11 protein-coding genes are annotated in these 14602 nt (G+C 74.2%); 6 read left to right on the top strand and 5 right to left on the bottom strand.

Features of this window, described 5'->3' with window-relative positions:
* Both ACWDCZ_RS10180 and ACWDCZ_RS10175 read right to left on the bottom strand, forming a co-directional pair.
* Positions 1 to 499, bottom strand: a 499-nt coding sequence (locus tag ACWDCZ_RS10180; protein ID WP_449815698.1) for an AAA family ATPase, incomplete at its 3' end; no start/stop codon positions are given.
* Complete coding sequence (locus tag ACWDCZ_RS10175; RefSeq protein ID WP_449815697.1) at positions 496 to 1665, bottom strand: exonuclease SbcCD subunit D; 1170 nt, start codon at positions 1663 to 1665, stop codon at positions 496 to 498. The genes ACWDCZ_RS10175 and ACWDCZ_RS10180, both read right to left, overlap by 4 nt.
* Before the next feature lie 251 nt (positions 1666 to 1916).
* On the opposite strand from ACWDCZ_RS10175, the gene ACWDCZ_RS10170 reads away from it, so the two are divergent.
* From ACWDCZ_RS10170 to ACWDCZ_RS10160, 3 genes are all read left to right on the top strand, one after another.
* The gene (locus ACWDCZ_RS10170) at positions 1917 to 3071 is read left to right on the top strand and encodes a hypothetical protein (RefSeq protein WP_449815696.1); all 1155 of its coding nucleotides are present in this window, start codon (positions 1917 to 1919) and stop codon (positions 3069 to 3071) included.
* A gap of 302 nt (positions 3072 to 3373) precedes the next feature.
* The gene (locus ACWDCZ_RS10165; protein ID WP_063780242.1) at positions 3374 to 4030 is read left to right on the top strand and encodes an NUDIX domain-containing protein; all 657 of its coding nucleotides are present in this window, start codon (positions 3374 to 3376) and stop codon (positions 4028 to 4030) included.
* A gap of 562 nt (positions 4031 to 4592) precedes the next feature.
* Positions 4593 to 5390 (top strand): SGNH/GDSL hydrolase family protein, encoded by a 798-nt coding sequence (locus tag ACWDCZ_RS10160; protein ID WP_074004280.1) that lies wholly within the window; start codon positions 4593 to 4595, stop codon positions 5388 to 5390.
* Between the two features lie 188 nt (positions 5391 to 5578).
* On the opposite strand, the gene ACWDCZ_RS10155 is transcribed toward ACWDCZ_RS10160, so the two are convergent.
* On the bottom strand, positions 5579 to 6544 hold the full coding sequence (locus ACWDCZ_RS10155) for a nitroreductase/quinone reductase family protein (protein ID WP_449815695.1): 966 nt from the start codon (positions 6542 to 6544) through the stop codon (positions 5579 to 5581).
* A 340-nt stretch (positions 6545 to 6884) separates the two neighbouring features.
* On the opposite strand from ACWDCZ_RS10155, the gene ACWDCZ_RS10150 reads away from it, so the two are divergent.
* On the top strand, positions 6885 to 7277 hold the full coding sequence (locus tag ACWDCZ_RS10150; RefSeq protein ID WP_449815694.1) for a hypothetical protein: 393 nt from the start codon (positions 6885 to 6887) through the stop codon (positions 7275 to 7277).
* Positions 7278 to 7376: 99 nt separating this feature from the next.
* Here the strand turns inward: ACWDCZ_RS10150 and ACWDCZ_RS10145 are convergent, their stop codons facing one another.
* Positions 7377 to 8552, bottom strand: a complete 1176-nt coding sequence (locus ACWDCZ_RS10145; RefSeq protein WP_449815700.1) for a polysaccharide deacetylase family protein — start codon at positions 8550 to 8552, stop codon at positions 7377 to 7379.
* 211 nt (positions 8553 to 8763) lie between these two features.
* Positions 8764 to 10590: an AMP-dependent synthetase/ligase gene (locus ACWDCZ_RS10140; RefSeq protein WP_375873420.1), complete on the bottom strand. Its 1827-nt coding sequence runs from the start codon at positions 10588 to 10590 to the stop codon at positions 8764 to 8766.
* Positions 10591 to 11130: 540 nt separating this feature from the next.
* Between ACWDCZ_RS10140 and ACWDCZ_RS10135 the strand changes: the two genes are divergently transcribed.
* Both ACWDCZ_RS10135 and ACWDCZ_RS10130 read left to right on the top strand, forming a co-directional pair.
* Entirely contained in the window at positions 11131 to 14178 is a 3048-nt protein-coding gene (locus ACWDCZ_RS10135; RefSeq protein WP_449815693.1) for a sensor histidine kinase, read from the top strand.
* Positions 14175 to 14594 carry a roadblock/LC7 domain-containing protein gene (locus ACWDCZ_RS10130; protein WP_049652175.1) on the top strand — a complete coding sequence of 140 codons (420 nt, stop codon included), beginning with the start codon at positions 14175 to 14177 and terminating at the stop codon, positions 14592 to 14594. The genes ACWDCZ_RS10135 and ACWDCZ_RS10130 overlap by 4 nt, the downstream gene beginning before the upstream one ends.
* Positions 14595 to 14602: the final 8 nt, after the last annotated feature.

Raw genomic sequence — 14602 nt, 5'->3', positions numbered from 1 at the left:
CGAAGTCGCCCTGCGGCAGCAGCACCACCTGGCAGAACTGCTCCCGGTTCATGCCGACCAGCCGGTGGATCTCCTCCCCGGCCTCCTGATGCGACTTGCTGAGCCCCCGCCAGCCGGGCGTGCCGTCGCCCGTGTCGGCGACCCACTCGCGCAGCAGGGTCTGCGCCCGCTCCACGGTGGTGCCGGTGCCGACCTTCTTCGGCCGGCGCTGCTCCGGCAGCCGGGTGACCTGGAGCCGCCGCCCGCCGAGGGTCAGCTCCAGCTCCACCGAGGTCAGCCGCTTCGGGTCGGCGTGGTCGCTGCGCAGCCGGTTGGCCCGGCGCGCGCCCGGCGTCTCGCCGTACAGGGCGAAGCAGACCGCGTCCAGCACGCTGGTCTTGCCCGCGCCCGTGGCGCCGCGCAGCAGGAACAGCCCGCCGGCGGCGAGCGCGTCGAAGTCCACCGTCTCGCTGCCCGCGAACGGGCCGAAGGCGGTGACGGTGAGCTTGTGCAGCCTCATCGGGGCAGGTCCGCCTTCCGGTCGGTGGTCTCCCGGACGTGCTCGAAGCCCTCGCGCAGCCAGCCGAGCTCCTCCGGCTCCGGCTCGGCACCGGGGCGGACGTGCCGCAGGAAGCCCTCCGCGATCTCCAGGTCCCCGCGGCCGCTGACCCGCGCCGCGTACGACTGCGAGGGCTCGGCCTCGCTCCGCTCGGGGTCGAACAGCAGCTGGAGGGTGTGCGGGAAGCGGCGGCGCAACCGCTCCATCGGCTCGCTCGGCCGGGCCGCGTCGGTGAGCGTGGCCTGCACCCAGGACTGCTCGTGCTCGGCGTACCCCTCCTCGGTGAGCAGCGCGTCGAGGGTGCCGCGCAGTGTCGCCAGCCGGCGCGGCTCCGGGCAGGGGACGCGCTCCGCCGTCACCGAGCCGTCGGCGGCCAGGTCGACCAGCCACATGGTCTTGCGCTGCTTCACCTCGGAGAAGGAGTAGGCGAGCGGGGATCCGCTGTAGCGCAGGTGCGGGGCGAGCGTCTGGCAGCCGTGCAGGTGGCCGAGCGCCGCGTAGTGCACCCCGTCGAAGACCAACGCGGGTACGGAGGCGACGCCGCCGACCGCGATGTCCCGTTCGCTGTCGCTCGGCGCGCCGCCGGTGACGAAGGCGTGCGCCAGCACCACCGCCCGGGTGCCGGACGGGCGCGCCGCGAGATCCGCCCGGACCTGGTCCATCGCGGCGCCGAGCACCGCCGCGTGCCCGCCCTTCGCCAGCCCGAACCGCTCGCGGACCAGCGTCGGCTCCAGGTAGGGGAGCCCGTACACCGCCACCGGGCCGTGCTCGTCCGCCAGCAGGACGGGCTCGGCGCAGTCGCCCGGGTCGGTCCGCAGGTGGATGCCGGCCCGCCCGATCAGCCCCGCCCCGACGCCGAGGCGGCGGGCCGAGTCGTGGTTGCCGCTGATGAAGACCGTCGGCACCCCGAGGTCCGCCAGCCGGTGCAGCACGTCGTCGAACAGCGCGACCGCTTCCAGCCCGGGCAGCGCCCGGTCGTACACGTCCCCCGCGACCAGCACGGCGTCCACGCCCTCGGACCGGACCACTTCCACCAGGTGGTCCAGGAAGGCGCGCTGGGCGTCGTGCAGGCTCTCCCGGTGGAACGAGCGCCCGAGATGCCAGTCGGAGGTATGCAGCAGTCGCATGGTCCCCGACCCTAACGCGCAGCACTGACAATCCCGCCCGGCCCGGTGGAAACCACACGTCCCGGAACTCCCGGGAGTTCCGGGGGGACGGCGGGCCGCGGGTGCCGTCCGGTGCCGGTGAGGGTGGCGCCGAGCTTGTTCGATTACTTGGGGTGAATTGTCAGTGGCTCTGTGTATGTTCCTCGGCGTCGGCCACCCCCGGTCGGGGCGGCCGACGAGGTCCGGAGTCGGGCGAGCGAGAAGGAGGAGTCATGACTGTCGTGCGGGAGTCGGTGTGCGAGGCGCTGGGCGCTGCGGTGGGGCGTCCGTCGCGGGGGCGGCGGCGGGTGCTGGTGATGGCCGGGCGGAGGCCGGGCGGCGGTGTCGGCGGGGTGTCGGCCGCCGGGCCCGGCGGGGCGGCGCCGCCCGGGGGCGGCCGGCCGCCGGGGGCCCGTGCGGGAGGGGACGGTGCGCGGGCGGTCGGGCTCGGCGGGCGGGTCCGGGGCGCGCCGCCGCCCCAGCCGGTGGCGGTGGCCCTGGCCGTCGACGCCGGGGACTTCGCCGGGCTGGCGCGGTACGGGCTGTTCGGCGGGCTCGGGCACCAGGCCTACCTGCGGCGGGCGGAGGAGCAGCTCACGGCCCTGCACCGGCAGGGGCTGGAGGTGCACCTGCGGGTCCTGGAGGCGGGCGACTTCGAGGACTACTGCGAGGCGCTCGGCCTCGATCCCCGGATGCCCGCCGCCCGGGTCGCCTACGCGGGCGATCCCGAGCTGGCGGGGGAGCCGTTCGTCTACGCGGGGGAGCGGCTGGCCGAGCTGCTCCCGGTGCTGCTGGACGACCACCGGGCGCGGGTGCGGATGTCCGTGGCCTGCGCGGCCCTGCTGGACGCCGTCGGCGAGGACCCGGAAGGGCAGTTCCGGATGGCGGCCGTGATGCGGTACGTGACGTCCGTCTACCTGGCCCTCGCCGAGGGCGCGGGGGAGGGGTGCCACCTGCTGACGCTGCGCTGCCACGGCCCGGAGGACGGCGAGGAGCTCACCTCGGCGGTGGACGTCTGCGTGGAGGAGGGGCGGCTGTACCCGGCCGGGCGGGACGCCGAGGCGTTCTGCGTCACGCTCGCGGCGGGCGTCGCCCTGGGCGGGGAGGGGGCGTTGCTGCTGCACGGCGATCCGTCGGCGGGTGTCCGGGCCGCCGGTCAGGCCGAAGGCCGGTCCGCCCCGGCCGACGACGCCGGGCTCCGGCCGCCGGTGCTCGGCTGGGCGTTGACCGGCGGGCGGCTGCGGCCGATGACGGCGCACGAGGTGTTCGACGAGCTGGCCGACGATGCCGCGCGTGGGATGCCGTTCCCGCCCGGGGTGGACCCTCGGCCCGGGTTCCCGCTGCCCGGCTTCCGGGGCGCCGGGGAAGGGGGTGGGCCGCTGGGGTGATCGGGGGGCTCGTCGCCTTCGCGTTCACCGCGTTCGCCGCCTCCGCGTCCACCATGCGGCGCTGGGGACTGTTCATCGACCGCCTGTTCGGGGAAGATTCGGAGAAGATCAACAGCAGGAGCGTGCGGTGCCCCACGCCGCCGCTCCGGCCGCTCCGTACCGCGCCCTGCAGGTCCTCCCCGCGCACCGCCGGTCCGGCGAAGCCCGACAGCGAGAGGGGGACGGATGAGCGAGCGGAGCGAGCTCGGTGCCAGGGGGTGCGCAGGGGCGAGCACCCCCGCCGAGCGCCGCGGGGCGAGAGCATGAGCCCGATCGAGTACAGCGCGGAGATCGCCGAACTGCTCGGGAAGGTGCGGCGGCGTCCCACCGCGGGCTGGCCGTGGCGGCCGGGCGAGCAGGTGCCGGAGGGGCTGCCGGTCAAGCAGTCCTGGGGGTGGCTGTTCGCACCGGACGGGCGGGTGCTGACGCTGGTGAACCCCCGGGACGGGATCTGCTCGCTGCCCGGCGGGTCGCTGGAGCCGGAGGACGGCGGTGATCCGGCGGCCGCCCTGGCCCGGGAGGCCGCCGAGGAGGCGCAGGCCGTGATCGGCCGGCCGTACTACCTCGGCTACCTCTACGACCGGGTCGGTTCGGCGAACGGCGGGCACGAGTGCGCGCGGGTCCGGATGGCGGCGGCGCTGCGGGAGGTCGGCCCGAGCGTGGCCGACCCGGCCTCGGGCCGGCACTACCGGCGACTGCTGGTCGCGCCGGGCCTCGCCGTCGAGCTGCTCGGCTGGGGCGCGCCCGGCCTGCGTCAGGCCCGCGCGGCGGTCGCCACCGCCGCGCGCTGGCTCGGCGTGCCAGCGGCCGCGAACGAGGCGATCGAGGAGCTGCCGGTCGAGGGCTGCACGGTCTCCCCGGGCGCCGTCTACCCGGGTGCCGTGCACCTCGGTGGTGGCCGCCCCGGCGTGCACGGCTGACCACGCGCGTCGCCGTACTCCTGCGCGACCTCCCGGCGGGTTGCTCTGATGCGCCGCCCTGGCGTGGTGTCCCGCCGTGTTGCCTTGACGCGCTGCCACATCGCGCGGCACGTACGGCAGGCGCGGCAGGCGCGGCCATGGCGGACGTCAACCGTCAGCCGCACGCGTCCGATCAGCCGCACGGGTCCGATCAGGCTCACCGGTGAATTTCACCGGTTCCGCCGATGCCGTGTTCCGCCCACCTTCTGACGTGCCTTGAGGTGTTCCGTCAGCCCCCCCTGCGCCCCTCGGCACCCGCTTCGAATCTGACTCGGCGGTAACCGGGCGGCAGCCCCCCGCTTACCGTGCACAGAACTTCCGCAAGTTGCCGGTCTACGCGCGCTGCGCTACGCGCGTCACCGCGTACCCCCGCTGACCTGGGCGAAATCCCGGATTTTCGGCGGCAATTCATCTCCGGGCTGTCGGACGGCCCGTCAATATCCTTGGCATGACCGCTTCCGGGTTTGGCTACCGCCTGGTATCACTTCTGTGACCCTCGCCACGCCACCCCACTGGAGATGCGATGATCCGCCCTGCCCGTGCCCTGTCCATCGCCGCCGTAGCGGCAGGCCTCACCATGACGACGCTCTTCGCCGCGTCGTCCGCGAACGCCGCCGGTGTCAACTACGTGGCCCTCGGGGACTCGTACTCCTCCGGCGTCGGTGCCGGCAGCTACCTGAGCGACAGCGGCAGCTGCAAGCGCAGCACCAACGCGTACGCGTACCTCTGGAAGAACGCGCACGCGCCGTCCTCCTTCAAGTTCGTGGCCTGTTCGGGCGCCAAGACCGGTGACATCCTCAACAGCCAGATCTCCGCCCTGGACGCCAGCACCACGCTGGTCAGCATCTCGGTCGGCGGCAACGACGCCGGTTTCGCCGACACCATGCAGACCTGTGTCCTCGGTTCGGAGTCCGACTGCGTCAACGCCGTCAACACCGCCAAGAACTACGCCACCACCACCCTGCCCGGCCAGCTGGACAAGGTGTACTCGGCGATCAAGTCGAAGTCCCCCAACGCCCACGTCGTGGTGATGGGCTACCCGCACATCTACAAGATCGGCGGCAGCTGCATCTTCGGTATCGGCGACACGGCTCGCGCCGCCATCAACAGTGCCGCCGACACCCTGGACGGCGTCCTCGCCAAGCGGGCCGCCAACGCCGGCTTCGCCTTCGGCGACGTCCGCAACGTCTTCACCGAGCACGAGATCTGCGGCTCGCTGACCACCTGGCTGAACAGCGCCACCCTGCCGGTCGACGAGAGCTACCACCCGAAGGCGGCCGGCCAGTCCGGCGGCTACCTGCCGGTGTTCTCGGCCTCCTGAGAACGGTAGGCCGTAAGGGCCGCAGGAGCCGGATCGGCCCGCAGCGGTCGTCGTGGCGGACCGCCGTAGCGAACCGCTTTGGCGGACCGTCGTAACGGACGGGCTCCGACGGGCACTGTCCCGTCATGGGGCATGCCGGTGCCGCCGTCCCCTCCCACGCTTCGGGCGGGGACGGCGGCACCGCCGTTTCAGCGGCCGTTCGGTGCCGATCCGTTCGGCGCGGATCCGTTCGGAGTGGGCCTGCCCGGGGCCGGTCCGGTCGGCGGGAAGGGGATGCTGGCGAGGACCGGCAGGAGTTCCGCCTCCTCGAAGTCGAGGTGCGCCTCCAGTTCGGCGGACATCCGGTCCAGCTCCGTACGGAGCCGCTCCGGTTCGGTGACCGCGATCCCGGCCAGCAGGGCCACCAACTCCTCTTTGATCCGCCCGATGGCCCGGTGCTGCTCGTCGAGCCGCGCCAGGACGTCGGCCAGCTCCGGGTGGCTGCGCGCGAGGGCGGGGAACACGGCGGTGTCCTCGCCGGTGTGGTGGTGCGTCAGCCCGTCGCAGAAGGCCAGGCAGTGCTGGCGCAGCTGCAGCCCGAGCGGGGCCGGTCGGCCCGGGAGGTGGGCGTGCGCTTCCTCCCGTACGTGGCGCAGCTGTGCGCGCAGCCAGGTGTGCGCCTCCAGCAGCTTGTCGGCGAGGCTGCGCACCACCGGGGCGGGGCTGACGGAGGGCGGCTCGGGTCGTTCCAGGGCGACGACCGGCAACTCCCGGTCGGTGTGCGCCTGGTAGTCGCCGTAGCCCGGAGCCTTCCGGACGACGGCGGCGAACAGCCGTTCCCGGCGGTCGCCTTCGGCGGGCACGGCGACGGTGTCGAAGGCCTCGACGCCGAATCCTGCACTGTCGAAGGCCTCGGCGCCGATCTCGACCCGGACCACCGGGTGGGCGAGGAGGTTGCGGTACCACTGGGGGTGTTCCGGCGCCCCGGCGGCCGAGGCGACGACCAGGAGCAACCCCTCCGCCCGGACGTACCCGAGCGGCACGGTGTGCGGCCGCCCGGAGCGTGCCCCGGTGGTGGTCAGCAACAGCAGGTCGCCGCCCTCGAACGGGCCGCCGACCCGCCCGCCGTTGGCGCGGAACTCCTCGATGACGTTCTGGTTGAAGGACATGGGCATGCGTGTGTGGTGGATCTCCAGAGAGGAAAGGGGAAGTCGCGGTCACCTGCTGTGCCGAGTGCCGAGTGCCGGAGCCGGTGATACGGCTGGTCGCGTGTACGGCGGCGTCCGTCACGGGGCACGGTTCGCGCACGCGGGCAGCGGGGTGACCGCCCGGCGTCAGATCAGGGAAGCGGAGAGCGTGCTCATCGCGCATCGTCCCTTCGGAAAGGTGCTCGCTCGGCTGTCGGCCGGCCCACTACTCTGTGGCCGACGCCGCGCTGCACGCCCCCATTAGAGCCAGGCCGCGGACGCGCTGTCAACGAGGACGATCGCCGCCGGAGAGGAACCGGAAGCTGCCGTGGAACGTGTGGTGGACCTCGACGACGCCGCCGCGCGGATCGCCGCCCGGGCCCCGGGGTGGCGTGCGGCCCGGCTGACGGTGGGCCCGCTCACCTGGCGCGATTGGCTCGCCCCGTGGCCGCAGCCGCTGGAGACGGACCGTGCCCGGGTCGTCGATCCGGACTCGGTCGGCCTGCGGCTGGCCGACCCGCTGACCGGTGGGGAACTGGAGGTGGTGCTCTTCCGCGGGGGCTGGGCGGACGTGTCCTACCTGGCCGCCGACTGGGAGGAGAAGCTGGTCACGGCGGGGGAGCACGAGGCGGGCGGTGTGATCCCGGCCCAGGACATCACCTCCGCGGCCGACTTCGAAGCGCGCCTGATCGGATGGACGGGAGACGTCTTCGGCGGCTGAGTGCCGGAGCGCGGGAGCGCGGGAGCGCCCGAGCGAACGGCGACGCGCCGCCGCCCCCTCGGAGGCGGCGGCGCGTCCGTCAGGCCCGGACGGTGCCCGTCAGCGGAGGTAGTCGACCAGGCCGGCCGGCTTGAGCCCGGCGGCGTCGGCGGCGGCGAGGGCGCGCTGGAGGTCGGAGGCGAGGGTGTCGGTCCAGTGCATCAGGACGACGTCGCCCGGCTGCAGCAGGCCCGGGTGCCAGATGTTGGCGGCGCCCCAGCTGAAGTCCGCGTCGGCGGTGAGCACGGTGCGGATGCCGCAGTTGGCGGCGGCCTGCAGGGTGTCGGCGTTCCAGGTGAAGTACGGCGGGCGGAAGAACGTCGGCGTGGTGCCGAAGATGCGGGTCATGGAGTCACGGGCGTCGCAGATCTCGACCTGCTGCCGTTCCAGCGGGAGCGTGCTGAGGTCGGTGTGGGAGACGCTGTGGTCCTGGACCGAGGAGCCGGGTACGGCGGTGACCCGCCGGAAGAAGTCCGGGTCGGTGGTGGCCGGCATCGGCAGCGGGAAGGCGGTGATCGGCAGCCGGTGGTCGGCGATGAACCGTTCCGCCTCGGGGGTGCGCTGCCAGCCGTCGTCCACGGTGAAGAAGACGACCTTGTCGTTGGTGGGGACGGAGCCGGCGGCGACGGCCGGGGCGGGTGCGGGGCCGTCCACCCGGACGTCGTCCACGGAGAACGGGCCCTGCTGGTACCAGCCGTGGACGTACAGCCGGATGCTGCGCGCGTTCGGGCCGGTGGTGAACCGGGTGCTCAGCCGCTGCCAGCCGCCGCCGGTGGTCTCCGTCCAGGCGGGTGCGACGTCCTTGCCGGTGCCGGTGGCGCCCAGGTAGACGAAGTTGCCGCGCACCCAGGCGGAGGCCGTGTAGGTGGTGTTGGGCTGGACCGCGACGGTCTGCGCGCACTCCCCGGTGGAGTCGGCGTTCGCGGGGGTGACGGTCAGCGCGGAGGCGCCGGTGTGCGGGGCGTTGGCGGTGATGGCCGCTTCGGCCGGTCCACCGGTGCAGCTCCAGCCGGGGATGCTGCCCCAGTCGGCGAGGTCGGGGGAGGGCAGTTCGAAGCCGGGGTTGGTGGCGAGGTTGACGGTCGGGGCGGCCTGGGCGCTCGGACCGCCGGCCGGGGCGGCGTCGGCCGAGGCCGCCGGTGCGGCGAGGCCGGTGAGCAGGGCGACCGAGGCGGCCAGCGCGGACAGGCGCGTGGACAGGCGTGTGGACGGGCGCGCGGACAGGCGTGTGGACATCGACACGTGAGGACTCCAGCAGGTGGGGGTACGCCCGTGGGGAGGGCGTGAGCGGAATCGGACCGTGGAACTCTGGATCGTCGCAACAATGGACTAGACCAATAAGGCCGTCAAGGGAACGGCGGATGAACCAGCTCGCCGCTGCGCGGTCATCGCGCCTGTGGCACAAGGGACAAGACGGTACGTCAAGGACCAGACGGACAGCCCCGGTTCAGGGCAGGTACAACTCCTCGATGTCCGTCGCGTAGTGCTCGGCGATCGCCGCCCGCCGCAGCTTCAGCGAGGGCGTCAGCAGCCCCTGCTCCTGGCTGAACTCCCGTGGCAGCAGTCGGAACGCGCGGATCGACTCGGCCCGCGAGACGGCCGTGTTCGCGGCCGCCACCGCACGCTGGACCTCCACGTGCAGCTCCTCGTCCGCGAGCACCGTCCACGGGTCCGCCTGCTCCCGCCCGTGGGTCTTCAGCCAGTGCGCCAGGGCGGCCGGGTCGAGCGTGATCAGTGCGGCCACGTACGGGCGGTCGTCGCCCACCACCAGGCACTGGGAGACCAGCGGGTGCGCCTCGACCCGTTCCTCCAGGGCCGCCGGGGCCAGGTTCTTGCCGCTGCTGGTGACGATCAGGTCCTTCTTGCGGCCGGTGATGCTGAGGTAGCCGTCCTCATCCAGCCGGCCCAGGTCGCCGGTCGCGAACCACCCGTCGACCAGGGACTCGGCGGTGCACCGCGGATGGTTGAGGTAGCCGCCGAAGACCGAGCCGCCGCGCACCCACACCTCGCCGTCGTCGGCGATCGCCACCGAGGCCCCCGGCACCGGCTGTCCGACCGTGCCGAGCTTCTGCCGGCCGGCCGGGTTGGCGGTGATCGCGGCGGTGGTCTCGGTCAGCCCGTAGCCCTCGTACAACTGGAGGCCGGCGCCGGTGAAGAACAGGCCCAGCTCGCGCCGGAGCGTTGAGCCGCCGCACATCACGCTGCGCACCCGGCCGCCGAGCACCGCCCGCAGCCTCGGGTAGACGGTCCGCTCGTACGCGAGGTGGCGCAGCCGCAGGGCCGCGCCCGGTCCGGGGCCGCGGCCGAAGGCCTTCTGCTCCCGGGCGGCGGCCCAGTCGACGGCCACCTGCCGGGCCTGCTCGAAGAGTTCGCCGCGCCCGGCGTCCTCGGCGGCCCGCCGGGCCTGCTGGAAGATCTTCTCGAAGACGTACGGGACGGCGTGCAGGAAGGTCGGGCGGAAGGTCTCCAGCGCGGGCAGCAGCGCGTCGGTGGAGACCTCGGGGATGTGCCCGATCCGGAAGCCGCCGCGGATCGCCGCGATCTGCACGGCCCGCCCGTAGACGTGCGCGAGCGGTAGGAACAGCAGGGTGGCGGGGCGGCCGCCGCCGGTGTCGCGCAGGACGTCCCCCCAGCCGGCGAGCAGGGCGTCCGCCTCGGCGGCCAGGTTGGCGTGGGTGATCAGGCAGCCCTTGGGGCGGCCGGTGGTGCCCGAGGTGTAGACGACGGTGGCGATGTTCCCGGCGGCGACGCCGAGGCGCTGGCGGTGGACCAGGGAGTCGGGCACGCCGAGGCCGTCCTCGGTGATCGCGGCGACGCAGTCGCGGTCCAGCTGCCAGATGCCGGTGAGGTCGGGCAGCGCGTCGCAGACCGCGCCGACGGTCATCGCGGCGTCCTCGTCCTCGACCAGGCAGGCCACCGCCTGGGTCTCGGCGAGGATCCAGCGCACCTGTTCGGGGGAGGCGGTGGGGTAGACCGGCACGGTGATCGCGCCGATCGACCAGAGTGCGTAGTCGAACAGCGTCCACTCGTAGCGGGTGCGGGACATCAGGGCGACCCGGTCGCCGTAGCGCACGCCGTGGGTGAGCAGACCCTTGGCCAGGGCGAGGACCTGGTCCCGGAACTCCCGGGCGGTGACGTCCTGCCACTGTCCGTCCTCGGTCCGCCGGGACAGCTGGACCAGGTCGGGGGTGCGCCCGGCGGTGTCGTAGAGGGAGTCGGCGAGTCCTCCGGAGGCCTCGGGCACGGCCGGGGCGGGGGTGGTGAACTCGCGCACAGTCCTCCCCAGTTCGGTGCCGGTAGTACGGGGTGGGCCGAAACTATCGGATCACCCTGTCACTGCCCAGGGTTGTGGCGGTGACACGACGAGATCGGCACCGGCCTCCTCCGGTGGTGTCGTCCCCGGGGAGGTGCGGAGGAGGAACCGCCGAGGGTGCGGGGGCCTCGTGTCAATCCCGCATTTCCGGGCACGGGCGGACATTTCGGACGCGAAGCGGGGGAGGGGGAGGCCGGTTTCTGACGTGTGCGGGACGAGACCGGTCGGTGGACCGGTTCGCCCCTCGAACGAGTGGTGAGGGCGTAGTAGAGTCTCGCAGACCTGTGGCCGGAAACCCCTCCTCCGACCTTGCCCTCGGCACCCTCCATGCCGTCCCGCGCCACCCCCCGTACCAGCCCCGTACCAGCACCGACCCGGCTCCGCCTCGGCCCCGATCCGGCCCTGAACCGGCGCCTCGACACCATCCCTCCACCGCTCCCGCCGTTCCTACCGTTCCCATCGCTCCCCGTCCGCGCCTGGCACTTCCCGACCGAGGACTCCATGCGTCTGCGCAGCAGCTCGATCCGCGCGAAGATCATCGCGCTGCTCCTGGTGCCCATCGTCGCGCTCGCCGCGCTGTGGGCCTACGCGACGATCGCCACCACCGGGGACGTCTGGAACCAGCTCGGGATCAGCCGTACGTACAAGGAGTTCGCGGGCCCGGTCGACCAGTACACCGGGGACCTCCAGAACGAGCGCCGCGCCGCCGTCCAGCGCCTGGCCGACCCGCGCTCGCCGGCCGCCAGGGACGGCTACGAGCGGGCCAAGGCCGCCACCGACCGCAGCCTGGACGTGCTGCGGCAGAAGAAGGACACCTCCGCGGGCAAGCTCTCCGCCCCGCAGCGCGGCCGCTTCGTGCAGATCGTCGCCGCCGCCGACCAGCTCGGACCGCTCCGCGCCCAGGTCGGCCGCTCCGCGCTGAACTGGGAGTTCGCGCTGGGCCAGTACAGCGACCTGGTCAAGCCGGTGTTCGGCTTCCGGTCCGCCTACGTCGCCCGGCAGAGCGGCCAACTCCCGCGTCAGGGCACCATCCTGATCGAGCTGGTGCGCGCCCGCGAGTACCTGTCGCAGGAGGACGCGGCGATGGAGGGCCTGCGCACCGGCGTCGCCAAGCCCACCGCCGAGCAGTACCAGGTCGCGCTGGACGCCCTGCACAACCAGCAGGCGCTGTTCACCGTCTACGTCGCCGAACTCGACCCCGCCGACCAGTCCGACTACGTCGCGCTGCGCGGCGGCGAGGCCTGGGGCGCGCTGGCCCGCGCCGAGGCGGACTTCGTCGGCGCCGGCGGCCCCGAGCGGGTGGTCCAGGCGCTCAACAGCGACTCCTGGCGGGTGACCGCCGACCGGGCGCTCGGCGACCTCGCCTCGATCAACAGCCGGATCTCCGCCGGGCTGGACGAGCGCGCGCGGTCCGCCTCGATGGGACTGCTGTGGCGCGGCGGCATCGCCGGTGCCATCGGCCTGGTCGCCGTGGTGCTGTCGATCATGATCTCGTTCCGGATCGGCCGCGGCCTCGCCCGCCAGCTGATCGGCCTGCGCAACGCGGCCCACGAGCTGGCCGGCACCCGGCTGCCGTCCGTCATGCTGCGGCTGCGCCGCGGCGAGCCGGTGGACGTGGCCACCGAGGCCCCCGAGCTGCACTTCGGGGACGCCGAGATCGGCCAGGTCGGCCAGGCCTTCAACGCGGTGCAACGCGCCGCCGTCGAGGCCGCCGTCGAACAGGCCGAACTGCGGCGCGGGGTCTCGGCGGTGTTCGTCAACCTGGCCCGGCGCAGCCAGGTGCTGCTGCACCGCCAGCTCACCCTGCTCGACACCATGGAGCGCCGCACCGAGGACCCGGCGGAGCTGGAGGACCTCTTCAAGGTCGACCACCTCACCACCCGCATGCGCCGGCACGCCGAGGGCCTGATCATCCTGGCCGGCGGCTCGCCCGGGCGAGCCTGGCGCAAGCCGGTCCGGATGGTGGACGTGGTCCGGGCGGCGGTCGGCGAGGTCGAGGACTACGCCCGGGTGATCGTCCGGCCGTTCCCCGGCACCGGCCTGCTCGGCAGCGCCGTCGCGGACGTCACCCACCTGGTCGCCGAACTCGTCGAGAACGCCGCCGTGTTCTCCCCGCCGAGCACCCAGGTCACCGTCCAGGGCGAGGTGGTGGCGCACGGCTTCGCGCTGGAGATCGACGACCGCGGCCTCGGGCTGAGCGAGCAGCTGCTCGCCGAGATCAACGAACGCCTCGCCGTGGAGCAGGAGTTCGACCTCGCCGACACCGACCGGCTGGGCCTGTTCGTGGTCAGCCGGCTGGCCCGCCGGCACGGCATCCGGGTGCACCTGCGGCCGTCTCCGTACGGCGGGACGACGGCGGTGGTGCTGATCCCGCGCGAGCTGCTCGCGGAGGCCCCGGACGGGCGGCCGGAGCCGGGCACGGCCGGGCAGCGGCCCGCGGCGGGCGGCCGGCGCGGGCAGCGGGACCTGGTGGCGGTACCCGGGTCGGGTGGTGCTTCCCCGTCGGCGGCTCCGTCGGCACGCCCGTCAGCTCCCTCGTCGGCGTCCGCGGTCGGTTCCGTCGGTTCCGCCGGTGCCGGTGGTGATGCGGACGGCAGGCACCGCGGGGCGACGGGAGGGCCGCGCCCCTCCGCGCCGGACGCGGGCCGGACGGCGGGCGGACTGCCGCGCCGGGTCTCGCGCGGCAAGGGCGGGCCGGTGCTGGTCCCCGCGCCCGCGGCGGACACCGAGGACGCGCCGGGGCCGGGGCGGCACCGGCGGGAGGACGTCGTGGTGGCCGCGGCCGAGGCGGCCGTCGCGGCTGCCGAGGCCGGCGGAGCTGCCGGGGCCAGTGGAGTCGGCGGCTCCGTCGGGCGGACCGACCCGGCCGCGGTTCCGCCCGCGGGTGCCGCTCCCCGGACGGCGGGCGGCCTGCCCCGGCGGGTCCGGCAGGCGAACCTGGCGCCGCAGCTCAGGGAACAGCTCACGGAACAGCTGAAGGAACGGTTCCGCAACGGAGCCGGTACCGGAGCCGACGGCGGGGCCGGAGGCGCGTCGGTCGGCGACGGATCGGCCGTAGGTGCCCAGGACGGCGGGGAGGCCCGGGAGGTCCGGGAACGCTCCCCCGAGGAGGCGAGGGCCACCTTCGCCTCCTTCCAGCGCGGCTTCACCCGGGGGCGAGGGGCCACGGCCCCGGCGGACCGTACGGTCGGCTCCCCGGGCCGCCCCGGTGCGCCGACGGACCGGACCGGCGCTCCGTTGACGGATCGTCCCGGCACACCCGACGATCGTGCCGTGCGGGGGACCGGACGGCCCACCGCCGTACCGGCCTGGCAGCCGCCCGACCGGTCCCGGCGGGCGATCGCCCCGGCGCCCGCCCCGGCGGCGCTGCCCGCGCCGCGGGACACCGGCCGGGCGCCGCTCGTCCGGCGGGTACCGCCCGGGCAGCCGGTCCGCCGGACCCCGGACACCGCCGTACCCGCACCACCCGCTTCATCCGCACCACCTGCACCACCTGCACCACCCGCTCCACACGCACCACCCGCTCCAGCGGAAGGAACTGATTCATGACCACGTCGATGCAGTCGTCAGGGGACCTCAACTGGCTCCTGGACGACCTGGTGGGGCGCGTCGCGGCCCTGCGGCACGCGGTGATCCTCTCCAACGACGGCCTGGCCACCGGCGCCTCCCGCGACCTCGACCGCGAGGACGCCGAGCACCTGGCCGCCGTCGCCGCCGGGTTCCACAGCCTGGCGAAGGGCGCTGGCGGGCACTTCAAGGTCGGCGGCGTCCGGCAGACCATGGTGGAGCTGGACGAGGCCTTCCTGTTCATCACGGCCGCCGGCGACGGCAGCTGCCTGGCCGTGCTGAGCGAGGCCGAGGCGGACATCGGCCAGATCGCGTACGAGATGGCGCTGCTGGTCAAGCGGGTCGGCGAGCACATGGCCGCCGAGCCGCGCACCGAAACCGCCCCGCCGGTGAGATGAGCGGTCCG

It is taken from the genome of Kitasatospora sp. NPDC001225, assembly GCF_053597855.1.
This window is presented reverse-complemented; position numbering and strand designations above follow the sequence as displayed.

Bases quoted from the DNA above. Each gene is read 5' to 3' on its own strand.
- ACWDCZ_RS10175 (WP_449815697.1), bottom strand. From the start codon at position 1,665: ATGCGACTGCTGCATACCTCCGACTGGCATCTCGGGCGCTCGTTCCAC.
- ACWDCZ_RS10170 (WP_449815696.1), top strand. From the start codon at position 1,917: ATGACTGTCGTGCGGGAGTCGGTGTGCGAGGCGCTGGGCGCTGCGGTG.
- ACWDCZ_RS10165 (WP_063780242.1), top strand. From the start codon at position 3,374: ATGAGCCCGATCGAGTACAGCGCGGAGATCGCCGAACTGCTCGGGAAG.
- ACWDCZ_RS10160 (WP_074004280.1), top strand. From the start codon at position 4,593: ATGATCCGCCCTGCCCGTGCCCTGTCCATCGCCGCCGTAGCGGCAGGC.
- ACWDCZ_RS10155 (WP_449815695.1), bottom strand. From the start codon at position 6,544: ATGCCCATGTCCTTCAACCAGAACGTCATCGAGGAGTTCCGCGCCAAC.
- ACWDCZ_RS10145 (WP_449815700.1), bottom strand. From the start codon at position 8,552: ATGTCCACACGCCTGTCCGCGCGCCCGTCCACACGCCTGTCCACGCGC.
- ACWDCZ_RS10135 (WP_449815693.1), top strand. From the start codon at position 11,131: ATGCGTCTGCGCAGCAGCTCGATCCGCGCGAAGATCATCGCGCTGCTC.
- ACWDCZ_RS10130 (WP_049652175.1), top strand. From the start codon at position 14,175: ATGACCACGTCGATGCAGTCGTCAGGGGACCTCAACTGGCTCCTGGAC.